This is a genomic window from Demequina gelatinilytica, from assembly GCF_000971115.1.
Lineage (GTDB): Bacteria > Actinomycetota > Actinomycetes > Actinomycetales > Demequinaceae > Demequina > Demequina gelatinilytica.
Map to the genome: position 1 here is coordinate 144,539 of NZ_BBLV01000004.1, position 20,898 is coordinate 165,436.

The following is a 20,898-nucleotide window of genomic DNA, read 5'->3' on the forward strand; positions in this document are numbered from 1 at the left end:
ATCCGCGCGCCGCACGCCCCCTGGCGGGACATGCAGGCGCGTTCTGGCCCGGATCCGGCCCTCATGTCCCGCCGGGACCCTCGGAGGCCCGACGGCGCGCGAGAGGCGCGGCGCGCCTGAACTACCCTGGATCCATGACTCGACCCGCCTTCGGATTCGGCCTCGCGACCATCGACAACAACGGCACCGTGCTCGACGCCTGGTACCCCTCGCCGGCGCTCGGGGAGCCGAAGGCCCGCGACGACGCCCCGGCGCAGCTCAAGGCCGCCGAGCGCACGGACGACCTCCGCGACGTGGTGGTCAAGGTGGTCCGGACCGTGATCGACCTCGACGAGGCCCCCGCGTCGGTCGAGGACGCCTACCTGCGCCTCCACCTGCTCAGCCACCGCCTGGTGCAGCCCCACGGGCTCAACCTGGACGGCATCTTCGGTGCGCTCACCAACGCCGTGTGGACGTCCGACGGCCCCTGCGCGATCGAGGGCTTCGAGCAGGTCCGCCTCCGGTACCGCGCGTTCGGCAAGCAGCTCACCGTGTACGGCATCGACCGCTTCCCGCGCATGGTCGACTACGTGGTCCCCACGGGCGTCCGCATCGCCGACGCGGACCGCGTCCGGCTGGGCGCCCACCTCGCGGAGGGCACCACCGTGATGCACGAGGGCTTCGTGAACTTCAACGCCGGTACGCTCGGCCACTCGATGGTCGAGGGCCGCATCTCGGCGGGCGTGGTGGTCCACGACGGCGCCGACATCGGTGGCGGCGCGTCGATCATGGGCACGCTGTCGGGAGGCGGCAAGGAGGTCGTCTCGATCGGCGCACGCTCGCTCCTGGGCGCCAACGCCGGCGTGGGCATCGCGCTCGGCGAGGACTGCGTGGTCGAGGCCGGCCTCTACATCACGGCCGGCACCAAGGTCACGCTCAAGGGCCGCACGGACGAGGACGGCAACCCCGTCGTCGTGAAGGCGCGCGAGCTCTCCGGGCAGGACGGCATCATGTTCTGGCGCAACTCGGTCACGGGCGTGATCGAGGCCGTCGCGCGCGAGGGCAAGGGCATCGAGCTCAACTCCGCCCTCCACGCGAACTGAGATGAGCACGCGGCGCTCGCTCGCCGCGCTCACGGTGCTCTCCGTGGCGGGCGGCGCGGCGGTGTACGGCATGTACACGCTCGCGGTGCACCCTGACCGGGGGGAGCCGAGCGGCTCCTGCACCGTGGCGCTCGACGGCGCGACGGCGACCCTCTCGGCAGAGCAGGCGGGCAACGCCGCGCTCATCTCCGCGGCCTCCGCACGCCTGGGCCTGCCCGCGCGCGGCGCGACCATCGGCATCGCCACCGCGATGCAGGAGTCGAGCCTGGTGAACATCGACTACGGGGACCGCGACTCGATCGGGCTGTTCCAGCAGCGGCCGTCGCAGGGCTGGGGCAGCGTCGAGCAGATCATGGACCCTTACTACTCGGCGGACACCTTCTACGCGGCGCTCGTGAAGGTGCGCGGGTGGCAGGACATGGAGGTGACGGTCGCGGCGCAGACCGTGCAGCGCTCTGCCTTCCCCGACGCCTACGCGACCCGTGAGGCGGGCGCACGGCTCTGGGCGTCCGCGCTGCGCGGCCACTCCGGCGCGGTGGCGGTCGACTGCGACGTGGCCGCCGGACCGGGGACCACCACGGCGGCATTCGTCGAGCGGCTCGAGCGCGACTTCGGCGACGGCGCGTACGCCGTGCGGCCGCTCACCTCCGACGAGGACGCGATCTGGATCGACGTGGTACCCGCCGACGGCACGCAGGCAGCGAGGGATGCGGTGGCCGCGTGGGCGGTCGCGGTGGCGGGGACGGAGTCGGTCGAGGCCGTCGCGAACCGCGCCGACGGGTGGGAGCGCGGCACCGGCCTCACGCCTGTGGCCGCGCCCGCATCGTCCCTGGGCGTCGCGGTGCGGCTGCTGCCGCTCACCGCCCCTCAGGGCTGACCCGGCCCCGCCTGGCCCTTGAGCTTGCGGTACTCGCGCTCGATCCTGTCCTCGCTGGGCCGGCCCGCGCCGGGCAGGAACGCCGCGGCGGCGGTGAACACGAGCGCGATCCCCATGCCGAGCATCGCCCACGCGGGCCAGAAGTAGCCCCCGCCGCTCATCCACCAGACGAAGGTGAGGATGCCCCAGACCACCAGGCAGACCACCAGGTACCAGTAGAAGCCGTTGCGCGCCTCGACGCGCCTCTTCGCCTCGCGCCGTAGCGCCTCGTCATCGATGGGCATGGGATCCCCCTCCCGGTTCTCCACCGGATGGTTCTCCCTGCGTCATATCACGGGGTGTCGCGCTCCCGCATGGGCACATAGTCCCGCTCGACCTCGCCCGTGTAGATCTGGCGCGGACGGCCGATCTTGGTGCGCGGGTCCGCGAGCATCTCGCGGTAGTGCGCGATCCAGCCCGGCATGCGACCCAGGGCGAACAGCGGGGTGAACATGGTCGTGGGGAAGCCCATGGCCGAGTACAGCAGCCCCGTGTAGAAGTCGACGTTGGGATAGAGCTTGCGCTCGATGAAGTACTCGTCCGACAGCGCGATCTCCTCGAGGCGCTGCGCCATCTGGAACGTCTCGTCTGAGCCTCCGAGCGAGGTCAGGAGCTCGTCCGCGAGCTTCTTCACCACCGCGCCGCGGGGGTCGTAGGACTTGTAGACGCGGTGGCCGAAGCCCATGAGCCGCGCGCCCTCGGCCTTGTCCTTGACCTTGGCGACGAACTGCTCAACCGTGTCGCCCGACTCCTTGATCTGGTCGAACATGCGCAGCGCGGCCTCGTTCGCGCCGCCGTGGAGAGGCCCGGAGAGGGCGCCGACACCGGCCGCGACGGATGCGTAGATGTTCGCGTGCGAGGAGCCCACGATGCGCACGGTCGAGGTCGAGCAGTTCTGCTCGTGGTCCGCGTGCAGGATGAGCAGGACGTCCACCGCGCGGCGCACGGCGGGATCCATGTCGATGTCGCCGGAGGCGGGCGAGAAGGCGATGCGCAGGAACTCGTCGACGTAGTGGCCGCCGCGGCGCGGCTCGATGAGGTCGCCGCCGCCGGCGCGTCGCTGGAGGTACGAGATGACGGTCGCCGACTTCGCGAGGAGCAGCACGGTCGCGAGCTCGATCTCCTCGGGAGAGCGGCCGATCGACTCGGGGTAGAACGTGCTGAGCGCGCTGATCGCGCCGGACAGCACGGCCATGGGGTGGGCATCGCGCGGGAAGGCCCCGAGGAACGACTTGATGCCCTCGTGCACGTGCATGTGACGGGACACGCGGTTGTTGAGCGCCGCGAGCTGGTCCTCGCTGGGAAGCTCGCCGTGGATGAGCAGGTACGCGACCTCGAGGAACGTCGAGTGCTCGGCGAGCTGCTCGATCGGGTAGCCGCGGTAGCGGAGGATGCCGTTGTCACCGTCGATGTACGTGATCGCGCTCTCGCACGAGGCGGTGTTCATGAAGCCCGGGTCGACGGTCACCAGCCCGGTGTCGCGCAGCAGCGTCGCGACGGACATGCCGTCGTTGCCGATGGTCGCGCGCTCGAGCGGGAGCTCCCGCGTGCCTCCATCGACCGTCAGCCTTGCGTCCACCACATGCGCCATGTTCTCCCCTTCGAAAACCCCTGCCACCGGAGCCCATTGTTTGAGAGCCGGTTTACTCGCGTTTTGCGAGCCTACTAGATGCAGAAGACACTCCGGTATCGCTCGCCGTGAGCGCGATACGCACGTGCCGGCGTGCCGCCTCACCGTAGAACGCGCCCGGAGCCGCGAGGATCCCGAGCCCGGAGAGGAGCTCCAACGTGTCCCAGCAGTCCTCGTCGCGAGTGGCCCAGAGGTACAGGCCCGCGTCGGAGTGGTCGATGCGGAAGCCCGCCTCCTGGACCGCCGGCAGCAGCATGTCACGGCGGGCGCGGTAGCGCTCCTTCTGCTCCGCCACGTGGGCGTCGTCCCCCAGCGCGACGGTCATGGCGGCCTGCACCGGCGCGGGCACGATGAGCCCGGCGTGCTTGCGGACCTCGAGGAGGGCCGCGATGACAGCCGGATCACCCGCCACGAACGCCGCGCGGTATCCGGCCAGGTTGGACTGCTTCGAGAGCGAGTAGACCGCGAGCACGCCCTCGTGGCTGCCACCGCAGACCCGCGGGTCGAGGATCGACGGCACGGGCTCATCGGTCCACGACAGCTCGGCGTAGCACTCGTCCGACGCCACGAGCGCACCGATCTCGCGCGCCGCGGCGACCACGGCGGCGAGCTCCTCGACGCTCGCGACGCGCCCGGTGGGGTTCGACGGCGAGTTGACCCACACGAGCTTCACCGCGGGGTTGCCGCGCCACGCGTCGACATCGTCCGTCGCGAGCGCCGTGGCGCCCACCAGCCGCGCGCCGACGTCGTACGTGGGGTACGCGGCGGCGGGATGCACCACCACGTCGCCCGCGCCGAGGCCCAGGTACGCCGCGAGCGTCGCGACGAGCTCCTTGGATCCCACGGTCGGCAGCACTGCCGCCGGGTCGACGCCGGGGGCGCCGCGCCGACGGTCGAACCATCCGGCGACCGCCTCGCGCAGCGCGGCGGTGCCGTGCGTCGTCGGGTAGCCCGGCGCATCGGCCGCTGCCGCGAGCGCGTCGCGGATCACGGCCGGCGTCGGGTCCACCGGCGTGCCGACCGAGAGGTCCACCAGCCCGTCAGGGTGCGCGACGGCCCGCGCCTTGTAGGGCGCGAGCGAGTCCCACGGGAAGTCGGGCAGGGAGCGAGGGCTGAGGCCCATGCGCCCGGGTCAGCCGTTCTGGGGTGCCAGCGACTTGATGAGGTCGTGGTCGTGCTCGATCAGACCCATCTTCGCGGCACCGCCCGGAGAGCCGATCTCCGAGAAGAACTCGACGTTGGCGTTGTAGTACTCGGCCCACTTGTCCGGGACGTCGTCCTCGTAGTAGATGGCCTCCACGGGGCACACCGGCTCGCAGGCGCCGCAGTCGACGCACTCGTCCGGGTGGATGTAGAGCATGCGCTCACCCTCGTAGATGCAGTCCACCGGACACTCATCGATGCATGCCTTGTCCTTGACGTCGACACACGGCAGAGCGATGACGTAGGTCACTGCGCCTCCTCCAAGCTGGTTTCTACGGGGGTCGCGGCCATCATACCGCCGGGGACGGGCATGCCCGCCAGGGGTCGGAGAGGACCCGGACCAGGGGCGTCGTGCAGGTCAGCTCGACGTGCAGGTGACGCCGTTGTCCGGCACGTACGTCCACGTGTACGAGGACTTGTCCACCTGCTCGCCGTCGAGGAAGACCTCGCGCGTGTTGGTGATGGTGAAGCCCGGGTTGCCGTTGACGGTCGAGATGCACCCCGAGCGGTCCGACTCGATCTGCTCGGGCTGCACGAAGTTGGTCTTCTCCGACGCGTAGGTCTTCACCGTGTAGTACGGCGTGGACCAGATGTCGACGTACAGGCGGTTGTTCTCGACGTACGAGTTCAGCACGAGCGCGTACGGCGTGTTGTTCTTGAACCGCATGTCGAGCTGACCGACGTAGATGGTCGCCTCGCGGCCCGCCGGGTAGCGGTCGAACCACTTGGTGTGCGGACGATGCTCGACGTCCTCGAGCCCCGCGAAGTACGCGGCGTTGTAGGACGTGGTGGCCATCTGGGACAGACCGCCGCCGATGCCGTTGATGAGCACGCCGCCCGAGATGATGTGCGCCGGATAGTAGCCGTTGGCCTCGGTGATGGGGCTGAGCGCCTCGATCAGCGAGAACGTCTCGTCCGGCTTCACGACCGTGCCCGTGACCATCTCCGCGCCACGCACCAGGTTCTTGGTGCGGATGGGCTCGGCGGTGAGCGGGGTGTCGAACGACGACACCTTCTTCTTGAAGTCGGCCACACCCAGGTCGTCGCTCGTGACGGTGGCCTCGGTGTCGGCGTACGGCAGCTCCCCGGAGCGCTCCGGGGTGTACGCGGCCGCGACGACGGCCTCGCCGAGCGCGGTGCGGTCGATCGCCCGGCCAGGCGTCGACTTCTTGATCTTGATCTTGTGGTCCGCGGTGAAGGAGAACGATGCGGAGGTGGGCTCGCTCACCAGGCCCGGGTCCACGGCCTCGAGCTCGCTCGCGAGGGTCGACCCGTCGACCACGTACGTGAACGTGCCGTCGCCCGACTCGATCGACCCGAGGCGCGTGAGCTGCTCGGCCGTCACCGTGGCGTCGCCGTTCGGCCCCGTCAGGGCGATGTCGCCCACCAGCACCTCGGAGTTGAGCTCGTCGACGAACTCGTCCGCCGTCTCGGTGCTGACGGCGGCCGGCTTGGCGACCGTCACGGCCGCGTACGTCTCCACCGGCCAGGCATCGCCGAGGCCCTCGGCCGTCGCCTCGGGATCGATCCCGAGGCCATCCACGGACGGCGTGGAGCTCGCCCCGGTCTGGGAGATCTCGACCGAGGCGTCCTGACCGTCGATCTCCAGCGCGTCGCGCGTGCCGTCGATCGCGTCGACGAGCGCGTCCTCGTGGACCACCGTGACGATGTCGACCTCGACCCCGCGACCGGTGAACGAGCGCAGGATGTCGTAGGGCGACAGGCTGAACCCGATGAGGTCGTCGACCGTCGCACCGGCGCTCGCCACCAGGCCGGAGTCCTTGGGGTCGATGCTGGCCTCACGGTCCTCGGCGGTCACCACCACGGGGGTGGAGTTGAGCTCGTCGACCGTGGGCTTGAGCGCGGCGACCGCCTGCTCGCGATCGAGGCCGCCGACGTCGATGCCGAGCACCGTGGTGCCCGCCGGGATGCGGTCCGCCGCGTAGTACGCAGCGGCCGTGTAGCCGCCCGCGAGCAGCACCACCAGGAGCAGCACGGTCCAGCGGCCCCAGTGCGCGCGGCGGCGCGGAGCGTCCTCATGCACGTCGACGGCGGCAGCGGCGGCGGCGGGCTCATCGGTGACGGGCGCGACGATGGCGGTCTCCTCGACGTGATCGACGGGTGCCTCCTCCGCAGCGGGCACCGCAGGAAGGACCACGGTGGGCTGGTCGTCGGGATCCGGCTCGACCGGGGCCTCGGCGAGGAATGCGGGGACGGTCTCAGGCTCGGGCTCGACGGCCTCGGCCTCTGCGGGCTCGTCGCCGTCGAGATCGGCGTCGATCTCCGCCTGCGCCTCGTCGAGCTCGGGCTCGTCATCCTCGAGCTCAGCCTCGGGCTCGGGCTCGGGCTCGGGCTCGACGTCCTCGACGTCGGCATCGTCCTCGGGCTCGGCGTCAGGCTCGCGCTCGTCGGTGCCGACGTCATCGGCCTCGACGTCGTCGCCGAGGTCCATCTGCTCCTGCTCGACCTCGTCGACCGGCTCGTCGTCGTAGCGGTCGCTCATGCGGCCGCCTCCTCGACGCCGACGAGCAGCCGCCGCGGCAGCAGCCCCACCACCACGATCACCGCGGCGCCGCCGTACACCCACGTGAGGCCGTGGGCGTCGGCGACGATCAGCGGCGCGGACCCGCCGGGCCCCGCGGTCGACAGGAGGGTGGTCAGCGCCACCCACGGGAACGCGAAGACGCCCAGGCCCAGGAAGCCGCGCCACGCGCGCGAGAACATGCTCGCCGCTGCGACGAGCAGCAGGCACGCCGCCGCCCCGAACCAGCCGTAGGCGCGGTGCGATCCGGCGCCGACGAGCGCGACGAGCGCGCCCATGAGCGCGATCGCCAGACAGGACGAGACGATGCGAGCCATGCCGCCCATCGTAGGGCGAAGGCTCAGGCGTTCTGGCGCTTGAGACGCGACGCGGCGCGTGCGCGCTCGGTCGCGTCGAGGATCACCTTGCGGATGCGCACCTTCTCCGGGGTCACCTCGACGCACTCGTCCTCGCGCGCGAACTCGAGGGACTCCTCGAGGGTGAGGCGGCGCGGCGGGGCCAGACGCTCGAGCTCCTCCGCCGTCGACGAGCGGATGTTGTTGAGCTTCTTCTCCTTGGTGATGTTGACGTCCATGTCCTCGTTGCGCGAGTTCTCGCCGATCACCATGCCCTCGTAGGTGTCCTCGGTGGGACCCACGAAGAAGGTGCCGCGGTCCTGGAGCGCCATGAGCGCGTTCGAGGTGACCGCGCCCGCGCGGTCCGCGACCAGCGAGCCGTTGGTGCGGTACTCGATGGCGCCGGCCCACGGCTCGTAGCCGTGCGCGATGGAGGAGGCGATGCCGGTGCCGCGCGTGTCGGTCAGGAACTGGCTGCGGAAGCCGATGAGGCCGCGCGCCGGGACGATGAACTCCATGCGGACCCAGCCGGTGCCGTGGTTGGACATCGACTCCATGCGGCCCTTGCGCGAGGCGAGGAGCTGCGTGACGGCGCCGAGGTGCTCCTCGGGCACGTCGATGGTCATGTGCTCCATCGGCTCGTTGAGCTTGCCGTCGATCTCCTTGGTGACCACCTGCGGCTTGCCGACGGTGAGCTCGTAGCCCTCGCGGCGCATCTGCTCGACCAGGATCGCGAGCGCGAGCTCGCCACGGCCCTGGACCTCCCACGAGTCGGGGCGGTCGGTGGGGAGCACGCGGATCGACACGTTGCCGATGAGCTCCTTGTCGAGGCGGTCCTTGACCTGGCGCGCGGTGACCTTCGCACCCTTGACGCGACCGGCGAGCGGCGACGTGTTGATGCCGATGGTCATCGAGATGGCCGGGTCGTCGACCGAGATGAGCGGCAGCGGACGGGGGTCCTCGAGGTCGGTGAGGGTCTCGCCGATGGTGATGTCCTCGATGCCCGCGACGGCGACGATGTCGCCGGCCTTGGCGGACTCGGCCGGGACGCGCTCGAGGCCCTTGGTCTCGAGCAGCTCGGTGATCTTCACCTGCTTGGTGGTGCCGTCCTTGCGGGCCCACGCGACCTGCTGGCCCTTGCGGATCTCGCCGTTGAAGACGCGCAGGAGCGCGAGGCGGCCGAGGAACGGCGACGCGTCGAGGTTGGTCACGTGCGCCTGGAGCGGGTGGCCCTCCTCGTACGAGGGCGCGGGGATGCGCTCCATGATGACCTTGAACAGCGGCTCCACGGAGTCGCCCTCGGGGAGCGTGCCGTCGGCAGGCTGGGTCAGCGACGCGATGCCGGCCTTGGCCGACGCGTAGATGACGGGCACCTCGAGCAGCGCGTCGACGTCGAGGTCCGGGACCTCGTCCTCGAGGTCGGACGCGAGGCCGAGCAGCAGGTCGTGGGTCTCCTCGACGACCTCCTCGATGCGGGAGTCGGGGCGGTCGACCTTGTTGACAACGATGATCACGGGGAGCTTCGCCGCGAGCGCCTTGCGGAGCACGAAGCGGGTCTGCGGGAGCGGGCCCTCGGACGCGTCGACGAGCAGCACGACGCCGTCGACCATCGAAAGGCCGCGCTCGACCTCGCCGCCGAAGTCGGCGTGGCCCGGGGTGTCGATGACGTTGATGGTCGCGCCGCCCTCGGGAGCCGCCTCACCCGTGTAACGGATGGCGGTGTTCTTCGCGAGGATCGTGATGCCCTTCTCACGCTCGAGGTCGCCGGAGTCCATCGCGCGGTCCTCGACGTGGGCGTGGTCGCCGTAGGCGCCGCCCTGGACGAGCATGGCGTCGACGAGGGTGGTCTTGCCGTGGTCGACGTGGGCGACGATGGCGACGTTGCGCAGATCGGAGCGCAAAGGCATGCGGGAACTCGATTCCGTGTGGAGGGGGGAGAACGGTCCGACATGGACCGCCGGGCCATTCTACCGGTGCACGGGGCTCACGCGCGCTCGGCGGCCTCCGACGTCGCGGGCTCCTCCTCCGAGGACGATGCGCGGGCGACCTCGTCGACGATGCCGGCGGGGACCGTGTCCGGGACCACATCGGCTCCGGGGAGCGCGGCCTCGGGCGCCACGGCCAGGCCCTCGTCGGGCTCGCCGAGCTTGACCAGCACCACGCCCGCGAGGACGAGCGCCGCGCCGGCGATCTGGATCGGGGCGGGGGCCTGGCCCACGAGCGCCCACGCGAAGAGCGCGGCCGCGAGCACCTCGGTGAGGGCGATGAAGGATCCCAGACGCGCGCCCAGGCGGCGCGTGGCCGCGATGCCCACCACGTACGCGACGGCGGAGGTGATGATGCCGAGCAGCAGCACCGCGACCCACCACGGCATGTCACCCGGGACCAGGTGCACGGTCCGCGTGGCGAACACCACGGGGAGCACGCCGGTGGCGGCGGCGATGCCGAGGATCGCGGCGGCCACCATGAGGCCGCCCCAGGCGAGGGTCACGGGAGGCAGGCCGGTCGACGTCGAGCCGGAGATGACAAAGTAGACGGACGCGCCGACCATCGCGCCGAGCGCCCAGCCGATGCCCACCAGGCTGACCTCGGCCGCGCCGCCGATGAGATCGAGCAGCAGCACCAGACCGGACATGGCGACGACGGCGCCGAGCAGGGTGAGGCGCCCGGGCTTGTGCCCGCGGGTCGCCCACAGGTAGCCGACCACCACGATGGGCGAGAGGTACTCGATGAGGAGGGCGACACCCACGTCGAGGTGCCCGACCGCGAAGAAGTAGAACAACTGCGCTCCCGCGACCGCGAACGCGCCGTACGCGATGACGGTGCCCGCGGCGCGGCGCAGCAGCGACCAGCGGCCGCGCAGGGCGATCAGCGCAGGGACGGTCAGCACGACCGCGGCGATCGCGACGCGGACGAGCGTGGCGGCACCGGCGGTCCACCCCGCGTCCATGAGGCCGCGGGCGAGGCTGCCCGAGAGTCCGAAGGAGGCGGCGGAGAGCAGCGCGAAGCCCAGGCCCTGCGCGCGGTTGACGCGCGCAGCGTCATGAGTCAAAGCGGTCATGGCTCATGACTCTAATCCGGCGTTTGGTAATGTGTCAAAATGACGTTCGCACATGACACGGCCGAGGCCCTCGAGTCGGGCGTCTTCCTGTCCAACTCCGAGCTCGAGCCCGACACGCTCACGTCGCTCGACGAGCTCGTCGAGTTCTTCGACCGGTTCGGCTACACGGGCCGGCGCCCCACATCAGACGACCTCGAGCCCGTGCGCGCGATCCGCACACCGCTGCGTCACCTGTTCCTCGCAAGCAGGGACGATGCGGTGCCGCAGATCAACGCGATCCTGGCCGAGCAGCACGCGCTCCCCCAGCTGGTCCGCCACGGCGAGGTCGACTGGCACATCCACGCGACCTCCGACGACCAGCCGCTGCATGTGAGGATCCTGGTGGAGACGGCCATGGCGATGATCGACGTGATCCGCAGCCACGAGCTCCAGCGCTTCTCGCGCTGCGCGATGGACGACTGCGAGGGCGTGGTGCTGGACCTCAGCCGCAACCGCTCGCGCAAGTACTGCACGGTCACCTGCACCAACCGCGCGGCGCAGGCCGCGTTCCGCGCGCGGCAGTCCGAGGACTGACCACCCGGCGCCGCGGCCTCCCCGTGGGACGATGAACGCATGCAGACCTTCCGCGCGCGCTCGTCCGTGATCTGGGGCTGGGGCGCCGTGGCGCTCGGCGTCGCTGTCGCGACCATCCACGTGGCCACCGTCGGGTTCGGCTACGCCACCGGCGGCCTGGGGCTCGGCACGGGCGCCGCGCTGTTCGGCTACGCGGCCTTCCTCCGCCCCCGTGTCACCACCCGTGGGGACCACGTCGAGGTCCGCAACATGCTGCAGATCGCGACCGTGGACTACGCGCGCCTCGCAGACCTCGAGACCCGCTGGTCGCTCGAGCTGGTCGGCGACGACGGGCTCAAGATCGGCGCGTTCGCGGCGCCGGCGCCCAACACCGCCCAGGTGCGGGCAGCGCAGCGCGGGGCGCAGCACGCGCGCGGCGACGAGAAGGCGCAGTACGGTCGCGCGGGCGACCGCCTGGGCACGCCCTCCGGCGACGCGGCGGCGATGGTCCACGCCGCATCGTCCGCATGGAAGGCCGACCACCCGGACGCACCGATCGGCGACGGCCCGTCGGTGGTGCGACGGCCCGACTGGATCGGGATCGCCGTGGTCGCGGTCGCGACCGCGGCCGCCGCGTGGGGCCTGTTCGGCTGAACGCTAGCGGGGCTCGCCCGCGTGCGACTCGAGGAACTCGTACAGCTCGCGGTCGTCGACCCCGGGGTAGGTCCCCTGCGGCAGCGGCGAGAAGATGTGGGCGTGCACGCGCGCGCTCGCCCACGCACGGCCGCCCCAGCGCTCGGCGCTCTCCGCGTCGGGGCGGCGGCAGCAGCTGAGGTCGGGGCACCGTGACGCCGCGCGGTTCTGGGTCTCCCTGCCGCGGAACCACCGCGACTCCTCGAAGGGGACGCCGAGGGTGATCGAGAACTCCTCCGCCTCGGTGGTGCCCGTCTGGGTCGCCTCGAAGAACGTGCCGACCGGGGTGTCCGTGTACTGGAAGTACTCCGTGGTGCGCGTGGTGCGGGCGAAGGCGCGACGTGCGCTCCAGTAGCGGCACAGGATCTGCCCCTCCGCGGCGCCGGTGACGTCGACGGGAAGCGGCAGCCCGTCGTTCTCGTAGGCGCGCACGAGCGCGCCGTCTCCGCCCGCGCGCAGGAAGTGCAGGCGGATGCCCAGGTGCACGGTCGCGAGGTTGGAGAAGCGCAGCGCCGCGGCCTCATGGGTCACCCCGAAGGCGTCGCGGAAGTCCTCGATCGCGATGTCGCGCGCGCGCTTGGCGCTCTCGAGGAACGCGACCGCGGCGGTCTCGGGCATGAGGCAGGCCGCGGCGTAGTAGCTCGCGTCCTGGCGCTGGCGCAGGAAGTCCGCGTAGTCCTGCGGCTCCCCATGCCCCAGCCGGATGTGCGCCATGGCCTGGAGCGCGAGCGAGCGCAGCCCGTGCCCGCCCGGGATGGATGCCGGCGGGATGTAGATGCGGCCGCTCTCGAGGTCCAGGACGCAGCGCGCCGAGTGCGGGAGGTCGTCCGCGTGGACGATGCTCAGACCCAGCCGCTCCGCCATGAGGCTCACGGAGCGGTGCGTGAGCGCGCCACCCGCGTGCCCGACGGCCGCCACGTCCTCGGAGGCGAGCGCCTCGATCTCGGGCACGTGGTTGTCGACCGCCTCCATGCGCAGGCGCTGGCGCGTGTTCGCACGCCGCGCCTCCTCGGGCGTCGCGATCGCCTGGCGCGCCCGGCGGTCGAGCTCGCGATGAAGGCCCACCAACGTGCGCAGCACATCGTCGGGCATGGAGCGCGTGGGGCGCAGCTCCGGCAGCCCGAGCTCGCGGTACGCGGAGCCCCCCTGCGCGCGCTCGAGGGCGATCTCGAGAGCGGCACGCGGGCTCGGAGGCGCCTCATCGAGCAGGTCCCCCACCGTGACGCCCAGCCGCGTCGCGATCGCGGTGAGGAGGGTGATGCGCGGCTCGCGGCGGCCGTTCTCGATGAGCGAGAGCTGGCTGGGAGCGACATCGACGTCGCGCCCGAGCCGGTCGAGCGTGAGCCCCGCCTGGGTGCGGAAGTGGCGCACGCGGCGCCCCAGGGTGGAGAGATCCGGCATGGAATTCACGTTAGCGAAAGAATCGCCAATCTTCACGCGCAATCTGCCGCCAAGACCCGATCACAGCCCCATAGTGTCGAGAGCAGGCACCAAGTTTCACGCCGGTCCCCATCCCCGAGTTCCAAGGAAGAACCATGGCGATCATCGACCAGCCGCTCCGCGAGAACACCGCCCCCGTCACCGTCACGTCCCCCGACGGCGCAGACTCCCGCATCGTCGCGTGGGTCGAGCGCCTCGCCCTCCACGCGACCCCGGACGAGGTGGTCTGGTGCGACGGATCGCAGCCCGAGCGGGCGCGGCTGATCCGCGACATGGTCGATGCCGGCACGCTGGTCGCGCTGGACCAGGACAAGCGCCCCGGCAGCTACCTCGCGCGCTCGAACCCCGAGGACGTCGCTCGCGTCGAGTCGCGCACGTTCATCTGCTCCGAGAAGGAGGAGGACGCCGGGCCCACCAACAACTGGGTGCCGCCGGCCGCGATGCGCGAGACCCTGCACGGCCTGTTCCGCGGCGCGATGACGGGCCGCACCATGTACGTGATGCCGTTCGCGATGGGACCCATCGGCGGCCCGCTCACGCGCTACGGCGTGCAGGTGACGGACTCGCCGTACGTGGTGGTGTCGATGGGCACGATGACGCGCATGGGCCACGCGGCCCTCGCTGAGATCGGCCCCGACACCGAGTGGGTCAAGTGCGCGCACACGGTCGGGGCCCCCCTCCCGCCCGGCAAGGCCGACGTCCCGTGGCCGTGCAACCCCATCAAGTACATCTCGCACTTCCCCGAGTCCCGCGAGGTCTGGTCCCACGGAAGCGCGTACGGCGGCAACGCGATCCTCGCGAAGAAGGCCTTCGCCCTCCGTATCGCGAGCGCGATCGGTCAGGACGAGGGCTGGCTCGCCGCCCACATGCTGCTGCTCAAGGTCACCAACCCGCGCGGGCGGGTCTTCCACGTGGCCGCCGCATTCCCGAGCGCATGCGGCAAGACCAACTTCGCCATGCTGCAGCCCACGCTCCCGGGCTGGAAGGTCGAGACCCTGGGCGACGACATCGCGTGGATCGCACCCGGGCCCGACGGACGGCTGCGCGCGATCAACCCCGAGGCCGGGTTCTTCGGGGTCGCCCCCGGCACCGGCCGCGGCACCAACCCGGTCGCGATGGACACCCTGACGCACGACGTGGTGTTCACCAACGTCGCGCTCACCGACGACGGCGACGTGTGGTGGGAAGGCATGACTGAGGAGACCCCCGCGCACCTCACGGACTGGCTGGGCCAGGACTGGACCCCGGACGCGGGACGACCGGCGGCGCACCCGAACTCGCGCTTCACCGTCTCCGCGGCGCAGTGCCCCACCATCTCCGACGACTGGGACGACCCGGCAGGCGTGACGCTCGACGCGATCATCTTCGGCGGACGTCGCGCCACCAACGTGCCGCTCGTGTCGCAGGCGTCCTCCTGGGAGCACGGCGTGTTCATGGGCGCGACCCTCGCGTCCGAGCGCACCGCCGCCGCGGAGGGCACGGTCGGCGAGCTCCGCCGCGACCCCTTCGCGATGCTGCCCTTCTGCGGCGTCCACATGACCGACCACTGGCAGCACTGGCTCGAGGTCGGCAAGAAGGCGCAGGCGGCGGGCGGGGCCCCGGCGATCTTCCAGGTCAACTGGTTCCGCAAGGACGCGGACGGCACGTTCCTCTGGCCCGGCTTCGGCGAGAACATCCACGCGCTGGCCTGGATGCTCGACCGCATCGAGGGCCGCACGGGCGCCGCCACCAGCCCGTTCGGCCTGGTCCCCGAGGACGGCGCGATCGACCACGCCGCGGCCGGGGTCTCCGACGAGCAGTGGTCCGCGCTGTTCGGCCTCGACAAGGCCGCGCTCACCGCCGAGGCGGACGATGCCGCGGCCTTCCTGGACTCCTACGGCGCCAAGGTCCCCGTCGAGGTGCGCGAGCAGCTCACGGTGATGCGCGGCGCCATCGACTCGCTCGACTGAGGGGGATCGGGCAGAGGCGGGGTCCCGGCCGGAGCGCTACCTCCGGCCGGGACCCTTCGCGCTAGAGGCGCGGGGTACGCGGAGGCTCCTCCCTCCGCCGCCCCGCGCCTTCGCCTTGCGTGGCCTCGAAGCCGGCGGCCAGGCGCAGCAGCCGCAGGTCGTCCCAGCCGCGCCCCGCGAAGGTGAGCCCGACGGGCATCCCGATGTCGCGCATCGTCCCCATGGGGACCGTCACCGTGGGCACGCCCAGGTGGCGGATCGCCAGGTTGCCGTTCGCGACCCAGACGCCGTTGCGCCAGCCGGCGTCCGCGCTCTCGGGGTCCGCGTCCATGTCGGCCGCGCCGACGTCCGCGACCGCGGGGAACACGATCGCGTCGAGCCCGAGCCCGTCCATCCACTCCTCGAGGTCGAGGCGGCGGGTCTCCTCGAGCCCGCGCAGGCCTCCCTCGAGCTCGGGGATGTCCTCGAACCTCTCCGGCAGGCCCGCGCGGACCACATCGGGGTAGACGGCGATGTCGTCGTCGAAGCCCGTGTAGCGGTCCGGAAGCGCGCCCTCGGGATGCGGGAAGATCGCCGCGCCGTCGACGTGCGCGAGATCGGGGAGCTCCGGGTCGCCGTTGGCTCGCAGGAAGTCGTCCCACGCCCACGCCGAGAGGTCGACGATCTCGCGTCGGAGGTACTCCGGGGACACCAGCCCCCGGGTCGCGATGGTCGGAGCACCGGGACGGTCGCCCTCGTAGTTGCTGATCATCGGGAGGTCGACCTCGACCACGGTCGCGCCCGCGGCCTCGAGGTCGCGCCGCGCGGCCTCCCACAGCTCGAGCTCGGAAGGACGCGGGACGATGCGCGTGCCGGTAGGGCCGCCGATGCCGCCCTCGGGGTGGGTCCCCGCCTCCGGGTCCGCGCCGAGGTACATGAGGGGCACGCCGATGCGGGCGCCCGCGAGCGAGTCGCGCGCGCCCTCCGCGAGCGCCGGGTAGGAGGGGGCACGATGCGCGGACGCGGCGGGGATCGCGATCCACGGCTGGGCGCGCCACAGGTCGCCGCGCACGTCCGGGTCGTCCGCGACGATGACGTCGAGCACCTCCAGCAGATCCGCCATGGTGCGCGTGTGGGGCACCACCACGTCCATCGTGGGCACGAGCGGCCAGTTCCCGCGCACCGAGATCACGCCCCGGCTGGGGGTGTACGCGCACAGGGCGTTGTTCGAGGCGGGCCCACGGCCCGACGACCACGTCTCCTCCCCCAGCCCGAAGGCCGCGAGGCTCGCGGCGGTCGCGGTGCCGGAGCCGTTCGAGGATCCTGAGCCGAACGGCGCCGTGAGGTACGCCGCGTTGTAGGGGCTCTCGGCGCGGCCGTAGACGCCGCGCTGCATGCCTCCGTTGGCCATGGGCGGCATGTTCGTGAGCCCCAGGCAGATCGCACCGGCCGCGCGCAGCCGCTCGATGGTGAAGGCGTCGCGCTGTGCGACCAGGTCCGCGAAGGCAGGGCTACCGGCCGCCGCCGTGAGGCCCTCGACCAGGTAGGAGTCCTTCGCGGTGTAGGGGATGCCCTCGAGCGGACCCCGGGCCTCTCCCCTGGCGCGGCGTGCATCGGACTCGCGCGCCTCGGCGCGCGCCTCGGGGTTCTCGACCACGATCGCGTTGAGCGCGGTGGCGGTGCCGGGGCGGTCGTAGGCCTCGATACGCGCCTGGTACGCGATCACCAGCTCCTCGCTGGTGGCCCGGCCCTCCTCGAGCGCGGAGCGGAGCTCCGCGATGCCCGCCTCGACGACGTCGATCATGCTGTCTCCTCCGACTGCGCTGGGAAGCCGAGACTAGCGCGGCGCACGACTCAGCCCCGGTATGCCGTGACCTCGATCTCGATCCTCATGGCCGGGTCGATCAGGCCGCCCTGCTGCATCGTCGCGGCGGGCCGCACCTCTCCGAACCAACGGCGCAGCACCGGCCAGCACTCCTCGAAGTCGGCGGCATCGGGAAGGAGGTACCGGACGCGCACCACGTCTGCCATGGAGAAGCCGCCCTCCTCGAGGGCGGCAGAGATGGTCGCGAGCGCCGCATCGGCCTGCGCGGCAGGAGCGGGGCTCGCGGTGCTGGTGGTGCCGGACACGAAGCACCAGTCTCCCTGGACCACGGCGCGGGAGTAGGCGACCTGGTCCTCCCAGGGGCCGCCGGAGGAGATGAGCTCTCGCGTCACGCGCCTTGCTCCGCGATGCGCGCGCGGAACGAATGCGTGACGTACGGCATCCGGTACTCGCCTCCATCGGCGAGCTCGGGCGTGCGGGCGATGAGGTGCTCGAGCGCGACGTCGAGGTCGGTGCGGAAGGCGTCCGACGCCGTGATGTAGCTGCTGCGCGAGTGCACGAGCGCGCGAAGGCCCTCGGCGGTGACGGGCCGCTTCCACGTGAGCTCGTTGATCTCCAAGGGGCCGAACGGCGCGGGGACCCGCGGAGGTCCCGCCGCGATCATCGTCTCCGCGGACGAGTGCCCGATCACGCGCGTGAGCGCCGACACCCAGTCGCTGCGCTCGTTGCGGATGTTCCAGATGAGGCCGAGCACGCCTCCGGGGGCGAGGACGCGGGCGATCTCCTTCGCCGCAGCCTCCGGCTCGACCCAATGCCAGGCCTGCCCCATGACCACGGCGTCGACGCTCGCGTCGTCGAGCGGGATCTCCTCCGCGGTGCCCCGGAAGGTCGGGACGCGCGGCACGTGGGCCTCGAGCGTGGCGAGCATGACGGGGTCGGGGTCCACCGCGACCACCTCGGCGTGGCGGCAACGGAGGATGGACTCGGTGAGCTTGCCCGTGCCGGCGCCCAGGTCGAGGACCCTGCCGCTCACGCCCTCGAGCAGCCAGTCGACGGACTGGAGCGGGTACCCGGGACGGCCCTTCGCGTAGTCGGACGCGGCCTTGCCGAAGCTGAGCGATCTCTCGGTCACGGGTCCAAGGTAGCGGCTCAGGCCTTCTTCACCACCGAGGACTTCAGCTGCATGGGACCGAACCCGGGGACCGTGCAGTCGATGTCGTGGTCGCCCACGCCGTCGACCAGACGGATGCCGCGCACCTTGGTCCCTACCTTGATCGGCTGGGCGGAGCCCTTGACCTTGAGGTCCTTGATCACCGTCACCGTGTCGCCGTCCGCGAGGACGTTGCCCACCGCATCCTTGATGACGCGGACCGCGTCTCCCGGCGCATCGTCGCCCGCGACCGGCGACCACTCGTGGCCGCACATGGGGCAGACGAGGAGCGCACCGTCCTCATATGCGAACTCGCTGGCGCATTCGGGGCACGGGGGCAGGGTGTCGCTCATGGCTCGAGCCTAGGACGGCGCGCGTCGTGTCGGGCGCCGGGCCGGCGCGGCCGCCCGCTACGGTGACGACCATGAACGGGATCGAGGCGCTTTCCAGGGGTGATCTTGCAGGCTTCGCCGCCGCCAACGGATGGCAGCACCTGGAGACGGCCACGATGCCCGCCAGCACCGGCGGCGAGCAGCTGTTCCAGGGAGCACCCCACGACGTGATCCGTGGAGCGGGATGGGAGGTGGGCCGTCTGCGCGGCGGCACGACCAGCTCGAGCCGCTCGGGGCGGTTCCTCGGCATCCCCTACGCGTCGTACAGTACCCAGACGATCCCGCTCGACGCCATCGACGTCGGATACCTCGCGGTGCGCCTTGCAAGGCGGCTTCCGCACATCGTGCTCGACGCCCCAGGGAACGAGGACCTGCTGAACCGGCTGTTCCGCGGCCGCTGGCGAGGCGACCGAGCGTTCGACCTGGGCGGCGAGTTCGCCGACCGCTTCCGCCTCTACGTGCCGGAAGGATACGAGCGTGACGCCCTCTACGTGCTCTCCCCCGCGCTCATGGCGCTGCTGATCGACGAGGCGGGGGACCTCGACGTCGAGATCCGTGACGATCACCTGTTCATCTACCAGCCTCGGGGATGGGATCTCAGCGACGTCGCGGTGTGGGACCGGATCGGCCGCCTGTACGCCACTGTCGGCACCCTCACGTGGGACCAGACGGACGGCTACTACGACGACCGCCTGGACGCCCGGGTGCGGGAGCTGGTGCCGCTCGGCGACGTCGCCGAACCCGGGCGACGCGTCGGACCGCGGATGCGGTCGCCGCTCGCGCTCAAGCTCACGATCGCGCTCGGGGTCGGATTCTTGCTGATCGCCCTCCTGGGGGAGCGCCTGATGCGGATGCTGATCGGCATCTGAGGCCGTCGCGGCTCGCTAGCGTACGAGCCGCACCAGCGCCACCGGCCAACGGCCACCGGGCTTCTTGAGCCCGTCGAGCTCGAATCCGTTCCGCCGGTAGAAGGCATGCGCCCTCGGATTGGTCTCGAGCGCCCATAGGTATGCCGGGCGATCGCCGATCGCCGCATCGAGGAGCGCCTGCCCGACGCCGGTGCCGTGGACCTCGGCCAACGCGTACAGGCCCTCGAGCTCGATGCCGCGCGGCGGTTCCAGGTCACGGCCGGCGCTCGTGCTCGCCCAGCCGACCACCCGACCCGCGACCTCGGCCACGTGGATCGCCATGCGAGGCAGCCCGTCGGCGGGCGCGAGCGCACCCTCGGCGACCGCGAGGTTGGTGGCCCATCTGATGGTGCGGTCCGCCAGAGTCCATCCCTCGACGAGGTCGCCGCTCACGAGCCCGGGCTCGACGTACGCCTCCCGGTGGCTGACCAGGTGCACGCGAGCGATCGCGGGCGCATCGGCCCTGGTCGCCGAGCGGACGGTGATGGGCATGGAGGGACCCTACCGGGGCTCCGGTGCTGCCGGGCTCGCCGGCGGCCGCTCGTCCCCGCGGGACACCGACGGGGTCGGACGGTGGAACGGAGCTCGACCGCACGCCGCAGCCGAGCAGCGACTGCGGCTCGCCGCGCCACCGTCCGCACAGGTCAGCGCACCCGCACACCCAGGAGCAGCGCGTCCAGGAAGCGATCGGCCAGCCCCGCATCGTGCGGATCGGCGGCCAGCCCGAGCCGTGCCGCATAGGCCACGCCGCACATCAGGGGGAACAGGTCGGCGCCCTCCAGCCCTTCAACCAGGTATCCCTCCGCCTTCACGCGAGCGACGAGCCGCATCGCGATCGAGTTGAGGGACGCGACCAGCTCCACGGTGCGCGCGTCCGCATGCTCGGGCGCGGCGAGCACGGCAGCCAGCGCCGGATCGGCGAGCTGCGCCTGGAGCCCCAGCCGCAGGAAGCCCTCGAGCCCCCGCCAGAGGTCGCCCGACTCGAGCGCAACGAGTCCCGCGGCCTCGAGCTCCTCCATCCTCGGGCGAGCGAGGTGCTCGAGCAGCGCCTCGGGCGTCGGGAAGTGCCGGTAGACGGTCGCGACACCGACGCCGGCCTCGCGTGCGATGTCGTTGAGCTGCAGCTGACGACCGCTCTCGAGGTAGGTCTCGGCAACCTCCACGATCCGCGCACGGTTGAGCGCGGCGTCCTTCCTCAGCTTCGTCGATGCGGCCATGCGCTCCACTTTAGTGGATGAATC

Annotated in this window: 21 protein-coding genes; 6 read left to right on the forward strand and 15 right to left on the reverse strand. The window is 71.6% G+C overall.

What is annotated here, in order from left to right:
- The first annotated feature begins 134 nt into the window (after window positions 1-134).
- Entirely contained in the window at window positions 135-1,082 is a 948-nt protein-coding gene (gene dapD, locus AOM00_RS04530) for a 2,3,4,5-tetrahydropyridine-2,6-dicarboxylate N-succinyltransferase (RefSeq protein WP_062516649.1), read from the forward strand.
- Between the two features lies 1 nt (window position 1,083).
- Window positions 1,084-1,959, forward strand: coding sequence for a hypothetical protein (locus AOM00_RS04535; protein ID WP_062516650.1), 876 nt, complete (start codon window positions 1,084-1,086; stop codon window positions 1,957-1,959).
- On the opposite strand, the gene AOM00_RS04540 is transcribed toward AOM00_RS04535, so the two are convergent.
- The 8 genes from AOM00_RS04540 to AOM00_RS04575 form a co-directional block, all read right to left on the reverse strand.
- Window positions 1,950-2,243 (reverse strand): 2TM domain-containing protein, encoded by a 294-nt coding sequence (locus tag AOM00_RS04540; protein ID WP_062516651.1) that lies wholly within the window; start codon window positions 2,241-2,243, stop codon window positions 1,950-1,952. The genes AOM00_RS04535 and AOM00_RS04540 overlap by 10 nt on opposite strands.
- Window positions 2,244-2,290: 47 nt before the next feature.
- Window positions 2,291-3,589 carry a citrate synthase gene (locus AOM00_RS04545; protein ID WP_062516652.1) on the reverse strand — a complete coding sequence of 433 codons (1,299 nt, stop codon included), beginning with the start codon at window positions 3,587-3,589 and terminating at the stop codon, window positions 2,291-2,293.
- A gap of 52 nt (window positions 3,590-3,641) precedes the next feature.
- Window positions 3,642-4,751, reverse strand: a complete 1,110-nt coding sequence (dapC, locus tag AOM00_RS04550) for a succinyldiaminopimelate transaminase (RefSeq protein WP_062516653.1) — start codon at window positions 4,749-4,751, stop codon at window positions 3,642-3,644.
- A gap of 9 nt (window positions 4,752-4,760) precedes the next feature.
- Window positions 4,761-5,081, reverse strand: a complete 321-nt coding sequence (gene fdxA / locus AOM00_RS04555) for a ferredoxin (protein ID WP_042215085.1) — start codon at window positions 5,079-5,081, stop codon at window positions 4,761-4,763.
- Window positions 5,082-5,189: 108 nt separating this feature from the next.
- Window positions 5,190-7,334 carry a VanW family protein gene (locus AOM00_RS04560; protein WP_062516654.1) on the reverse strand — a complete coding sequence of 715 codons (2,145 nt, stop codon included), beginning with the start codon at window positions 7,332-7,334 and terminating at the stop codon, window positions 5,190-5,192.
- Entirely contained in the window at window positions 7,331-7,690 is a 360-nt protein-coding gene (locus AOM00_RS04565) for a hypothetical protein (protein ID WP_062516655.1), read from the reverse strand. Before AOM00_RS04565 ends, AOM00_RS04560 begins: the two co-directional genes overlap by 4 nt.
- A gap of 23 nt (window positions 7,691-7,713) precedes the next feature.
- Window positions 7,714-9,615, reverse strand: a complete 1,902-nt coding sequence (gene typA / locus AOM00_RS04570) for a translational GTPase TypA (protein WP_062516656.1) — start codon at window positions 9,613-9,615, stop codon at window positions 7,714-7,716.
- A 77-nt stretch (window positions 9,616-9,692) separates the two neighbouring features.
- The gene (locus tag AOM00_RS04575; RefSeq protein WP_062516657.1) at window positions 9,693-10,769 is read right to left on the reverse strand and encodes an EamA family transporter; all 1,077 of its coding nucleotides are present in this window, start codon (window positions 10,767-10,769) and stop codon (window positions 9,693-9,695) included.
- Between the two features lie 39 nt (window positions 10,770-10,808).
- Between AOM00_RS04575 and AOM00_RS04580 the strand changes: the two genes are divergently transcribed.
- Both AOM00_RS04580 and AOM00_RS04585 read left to right on the forward strand, forming a co-directional pair.
- Window positions 10,809-11,342 (forward strand): CGNR zinc finger domain-containing protein, encoded by a 534-nt coding sequence (locus tag AOM00_RS04580; protein ID WP_062516658.1) that lies wholly within the window; start codon window positions 10,809-10,811, stop codon window positions 11,340-11,342.
- 39 nt (window positions 11,343-11,381) lie between these two features.
- On the forward strand, window positions 11,382-11,975 hold the full coding sequence (locus tag AOM00_RS04585; protein ID WP_062516659.1) for a hypothetical protein: 594 nt from the start codon (window positions 11,382-11,384) through the stop codon (window positions 11,973-11,975).
- A gap of 3 nt (window positions 11,976-11,978) precedes the next feature.
- Here the strand turns inward: AOM00_RS04585 and AOM00_RS04590 are convergent, their stop codons facing one another.
- Window positions 11,979-13,415: a helix-turn-helix domain-containing protein gene (locus AOM00_RS04590; RefSeq protein ID WP_062516660.1), complete on the reverse strand. Its 1,437-nt coding sequence runs from the start codon at window positions 13,413-13,415 to the stop codon at window positions 11,979-11,981.
- A 134-nt stretch (window positions 13,416-13,549) separates the two neighbouring features.
- On the opposite strand from AOM00_RS04590, the gene AOM00_RS04595 reads away from it, so the two are divergent.
- Window positions 13,550-15,403: a phosphoenolpyruvate carboxykinase (GTP) gene (locus AOM00_RS04595; RefSeq protein ID WP_062516661.1), complete on the forward strand. Its 1,854-nt coding sequence runs from the start codon at window positions 13,550-13,552 to the stop codon at window positions 15,401-15,403.
- A 61-nt stretch (window positions 15,404-15,464) separates the two neighbouring features.
- On the opposite strand, the gene AOM00_RS04600 is transcribed toward AOM00_RS04595, so the two are convergent.
- Genes AOM00_RS04600 through AOM00_RS04615 form a run of 4 tightly spaced genes read right to left on the reverse strand, consistent with a single transcriptional unit; the run spans window position 15,465 to window position 18,710 of the window.
- On the reverse strand, window positions 15,465-17,186 hold the full coding sequence (locus tag AOM00_RS04600; RefSeq protein ID WP_062516662.1) for an amidase: 1,722 nt from the start codon (window positions 17,184-17,186) through the stop codon (window positions 15,465-15,467).
- Window positions 17,187-17,236: 50 nt separating this feature from the next.
- Window positions 17,237-17,599 (reverse strand): RidA family protein, encoded by a 363-nt coding sequence (locus AOM00_RS04605; RefSeq protein WP_062516663.1) that lies wholly within the window; start codon window positions 17,597-17,599, stop codon window positions 17,237-17,239.
- Window positions 17,596-18,339 carry a class I SAM-dependent methyltransferase gene (locus tag AOM00_RS04610; protein WP_062516664.1) on the reverse strand — a complete coding sequence of 248 codons (744 nt, stop codon included), beginning with the start codon at window positions 18,337-18,339 and terminating at the stop codon, window positions 17,596-17,598. The genes AOM00_RS04605 and AOM00_RS04610 overlap by 4 nt, the downstream gene beginning before the upstream one ends.
- Before the next feature lie 17 nt (window positions 18,340-18,356).
- Complete coding sequence (locus AOM00_RS04615) at window positions 18,357-18,710, reverse strand: zinc ribbon domain-containing protein YjdM (protein WP_062516665.1); 354 nt, start codon at window positions 18,708-18,710, stop codon at window positions 18,357-18,359.
- 71 nt (window positions 18,711-18,781) lie between these two features.
- Between AOM00_RS04615 and AOM00_RS04620 the strand changes: the two genes are divergently transcribed.
- A complete protein-coding gene (locus AOM00_RS04620) occupies window positions 18,782-19,618 on the forward strand; it encodes a hypothetical protein (protein WP_062516666.1) in 837 nt (278 codons plus the stop codon).
- A gap of 15 nt (window positions 19,619-19,633) precedes the next feature.
- On the opposite strand, the gene AOM00_RS04625 is transcribed toward AOM00_RS04620, so the two are convergent.
- The gene (locus AOM00_RS04625; RefSeq protein ID WP_062516667.1) at window positions 19,634-20,149 is read right to left on the reverse strand and encodes a GNAT family N-acetyltransferase; all 516 of its coding nucleotides are present in this window, start codon (window positions 20,147-20,149) and stop codon (window positions 19,634-19,636) included.
- 152 nt (window positions 20,150-20,301) lie between these two features.
- Complete coding sequence (locus tag AOM00_RS04630) at window positions 20,302-20,874, reverse strand: TetR/AcrR family transcriptional regulator (RefSeq protein WP_062516668.1); 573 nt, start codon at window positions 20,872-20,874, stop codon at window positions 20,302-20,304.
- Window positions 20,875-20,898 lie beyond the last annotated feature (24 nt).

Excerpts from the sequence above, each read along its gene's own strand:
- dapD (WP_062516649.1), top strand. The coding sequence starts at position 135 with ATGACTCGACCCGCCTTCGGATTCGGCCTCGCGACCATCGACAACAAC.
- AOM00_RS04535 (WP_062516650.1), top strand. The coding sequence starts at position 1,084 with ATGAGCACGCGGCGCTCGCTCGCCGCGCTCACGGTGCTCTCCGTGGCG.
- AOM00_RS04540 (WP_062516651.1), bottom strand. The coding sequence starts at position 2,243 with ATGCCCATCGATGACGAGGCGCTACGGCGCGAGGCGAAGAGGCGCGTC.
- AOM00_RS04545 (WP_062516652.1), bottom strand. The coding sequence starts at position 3,589 with ATGGCGCATGTGGTGGACGCAAGGCTGACGGTCGATGGAGGCACGCGG.
- dapC (WP_062516653.1), bottom strand. The coding sequence starts at position 4,751 with ATGGGCCTCAGCCCTCGCTCCCTGCCCGACTTCCCGTGGGACTCGCTC.
- AOM00_RS04560 (WP_062516654.1), bottom strand. The coding sequence starts at position 7,334 with ATGAGCGACCGCTACGACGACGAGCCGGTCGACGAGGTCGAGCAGGAG.
- AOM00_RS04565 (WP_062516655.1), bottom strand. The coding sequence starts at position 7,690 with ATGGCTCGCATCGTCTCGTCCTGTCTGGCGATCGCGCTCATGGGCGCG.
- typA (WP_062516656.1), bottom strand. The coding sequence starts at position 9,615 with ATGCCTTTGCGCTCCGATCTGCGCAACGTCGCCATCGTCGCCCACGTC.
- AOM00_RS04575 (WP_062516657.1), bottom strand. The coding sequence starts at position 10,769 with ATGACCGCTTTGACTCATGACGCTGCGCGCGTCAACCGCGCGCAGGGC.
- AOM00_RS04580 (WP_062516658.1), top strand. The coding sequence starts at position 10,809 with ATGACGTTCGCACATGACACGGCCGAGGCCCTCGAGTCGGGCGTCTTC.
- AOM00_RS04585 (WP_062516659.1), top strand. The coding sequence starts at position 11,382 with ATGCAGACCTTCCGCGCGCGCTCGTCCGTGATCTGGGGCTGGGGCGCC.
- AOM00_RS04590 (WP_062516660.1), bottom strand. The coding sequence starts at position 13,415 with ATGCCGGATCTCTCCACCCTGGGGCGCCGCGTGCGCCACTTCCGCACC.
- AOM00_RS04595 (WP_062516661.1), top strand. The coding sequence starts at position 13,550 with ATGGCGATCATCGACCAGCCGCTCCGCGAGAACACCGCCCCCGTCACC.
- AOM00_RS04600 (WP_062516662.1), bottom strand. The coding sequence starts at position 17,186 with ATGATCGACGTCGTCGAGGCGGGCATCGCGGAGCTCCGCTCCGCGCTC.
- AOM00_RS04615 (WP_062516665.1), bottom strand. The coding sequence starts at position 18,710 with ATGAGCGACACCCTGCCCCCGTGCCCCGAATGCGCCAGCGAGTTCGCA.
- AOM00_RS04620 (WP_062516666.1), top strand. The coding sequence starts at position 18,782 with ATGAACGGGATCGAGGCGCTTTCCAGGGGTGATCTTGCAGGCTTCGCC.
- AOM00_RS04625 (WP_062516667.1), bottom strand. The coding sequence starts at position 20,149 with ATGCCCATCACCGTCCGCTCGGCGACCAGGGCCGATGCGCCCGCGATC.
- AOM00_RS04630 (WP_062516668.1), bottom strand. The coding sequence starts at position 20,874 with ATGGCCGCATCGACGAAGCTGAGGAAGGACGCCGCGCTCAACCGTGCG.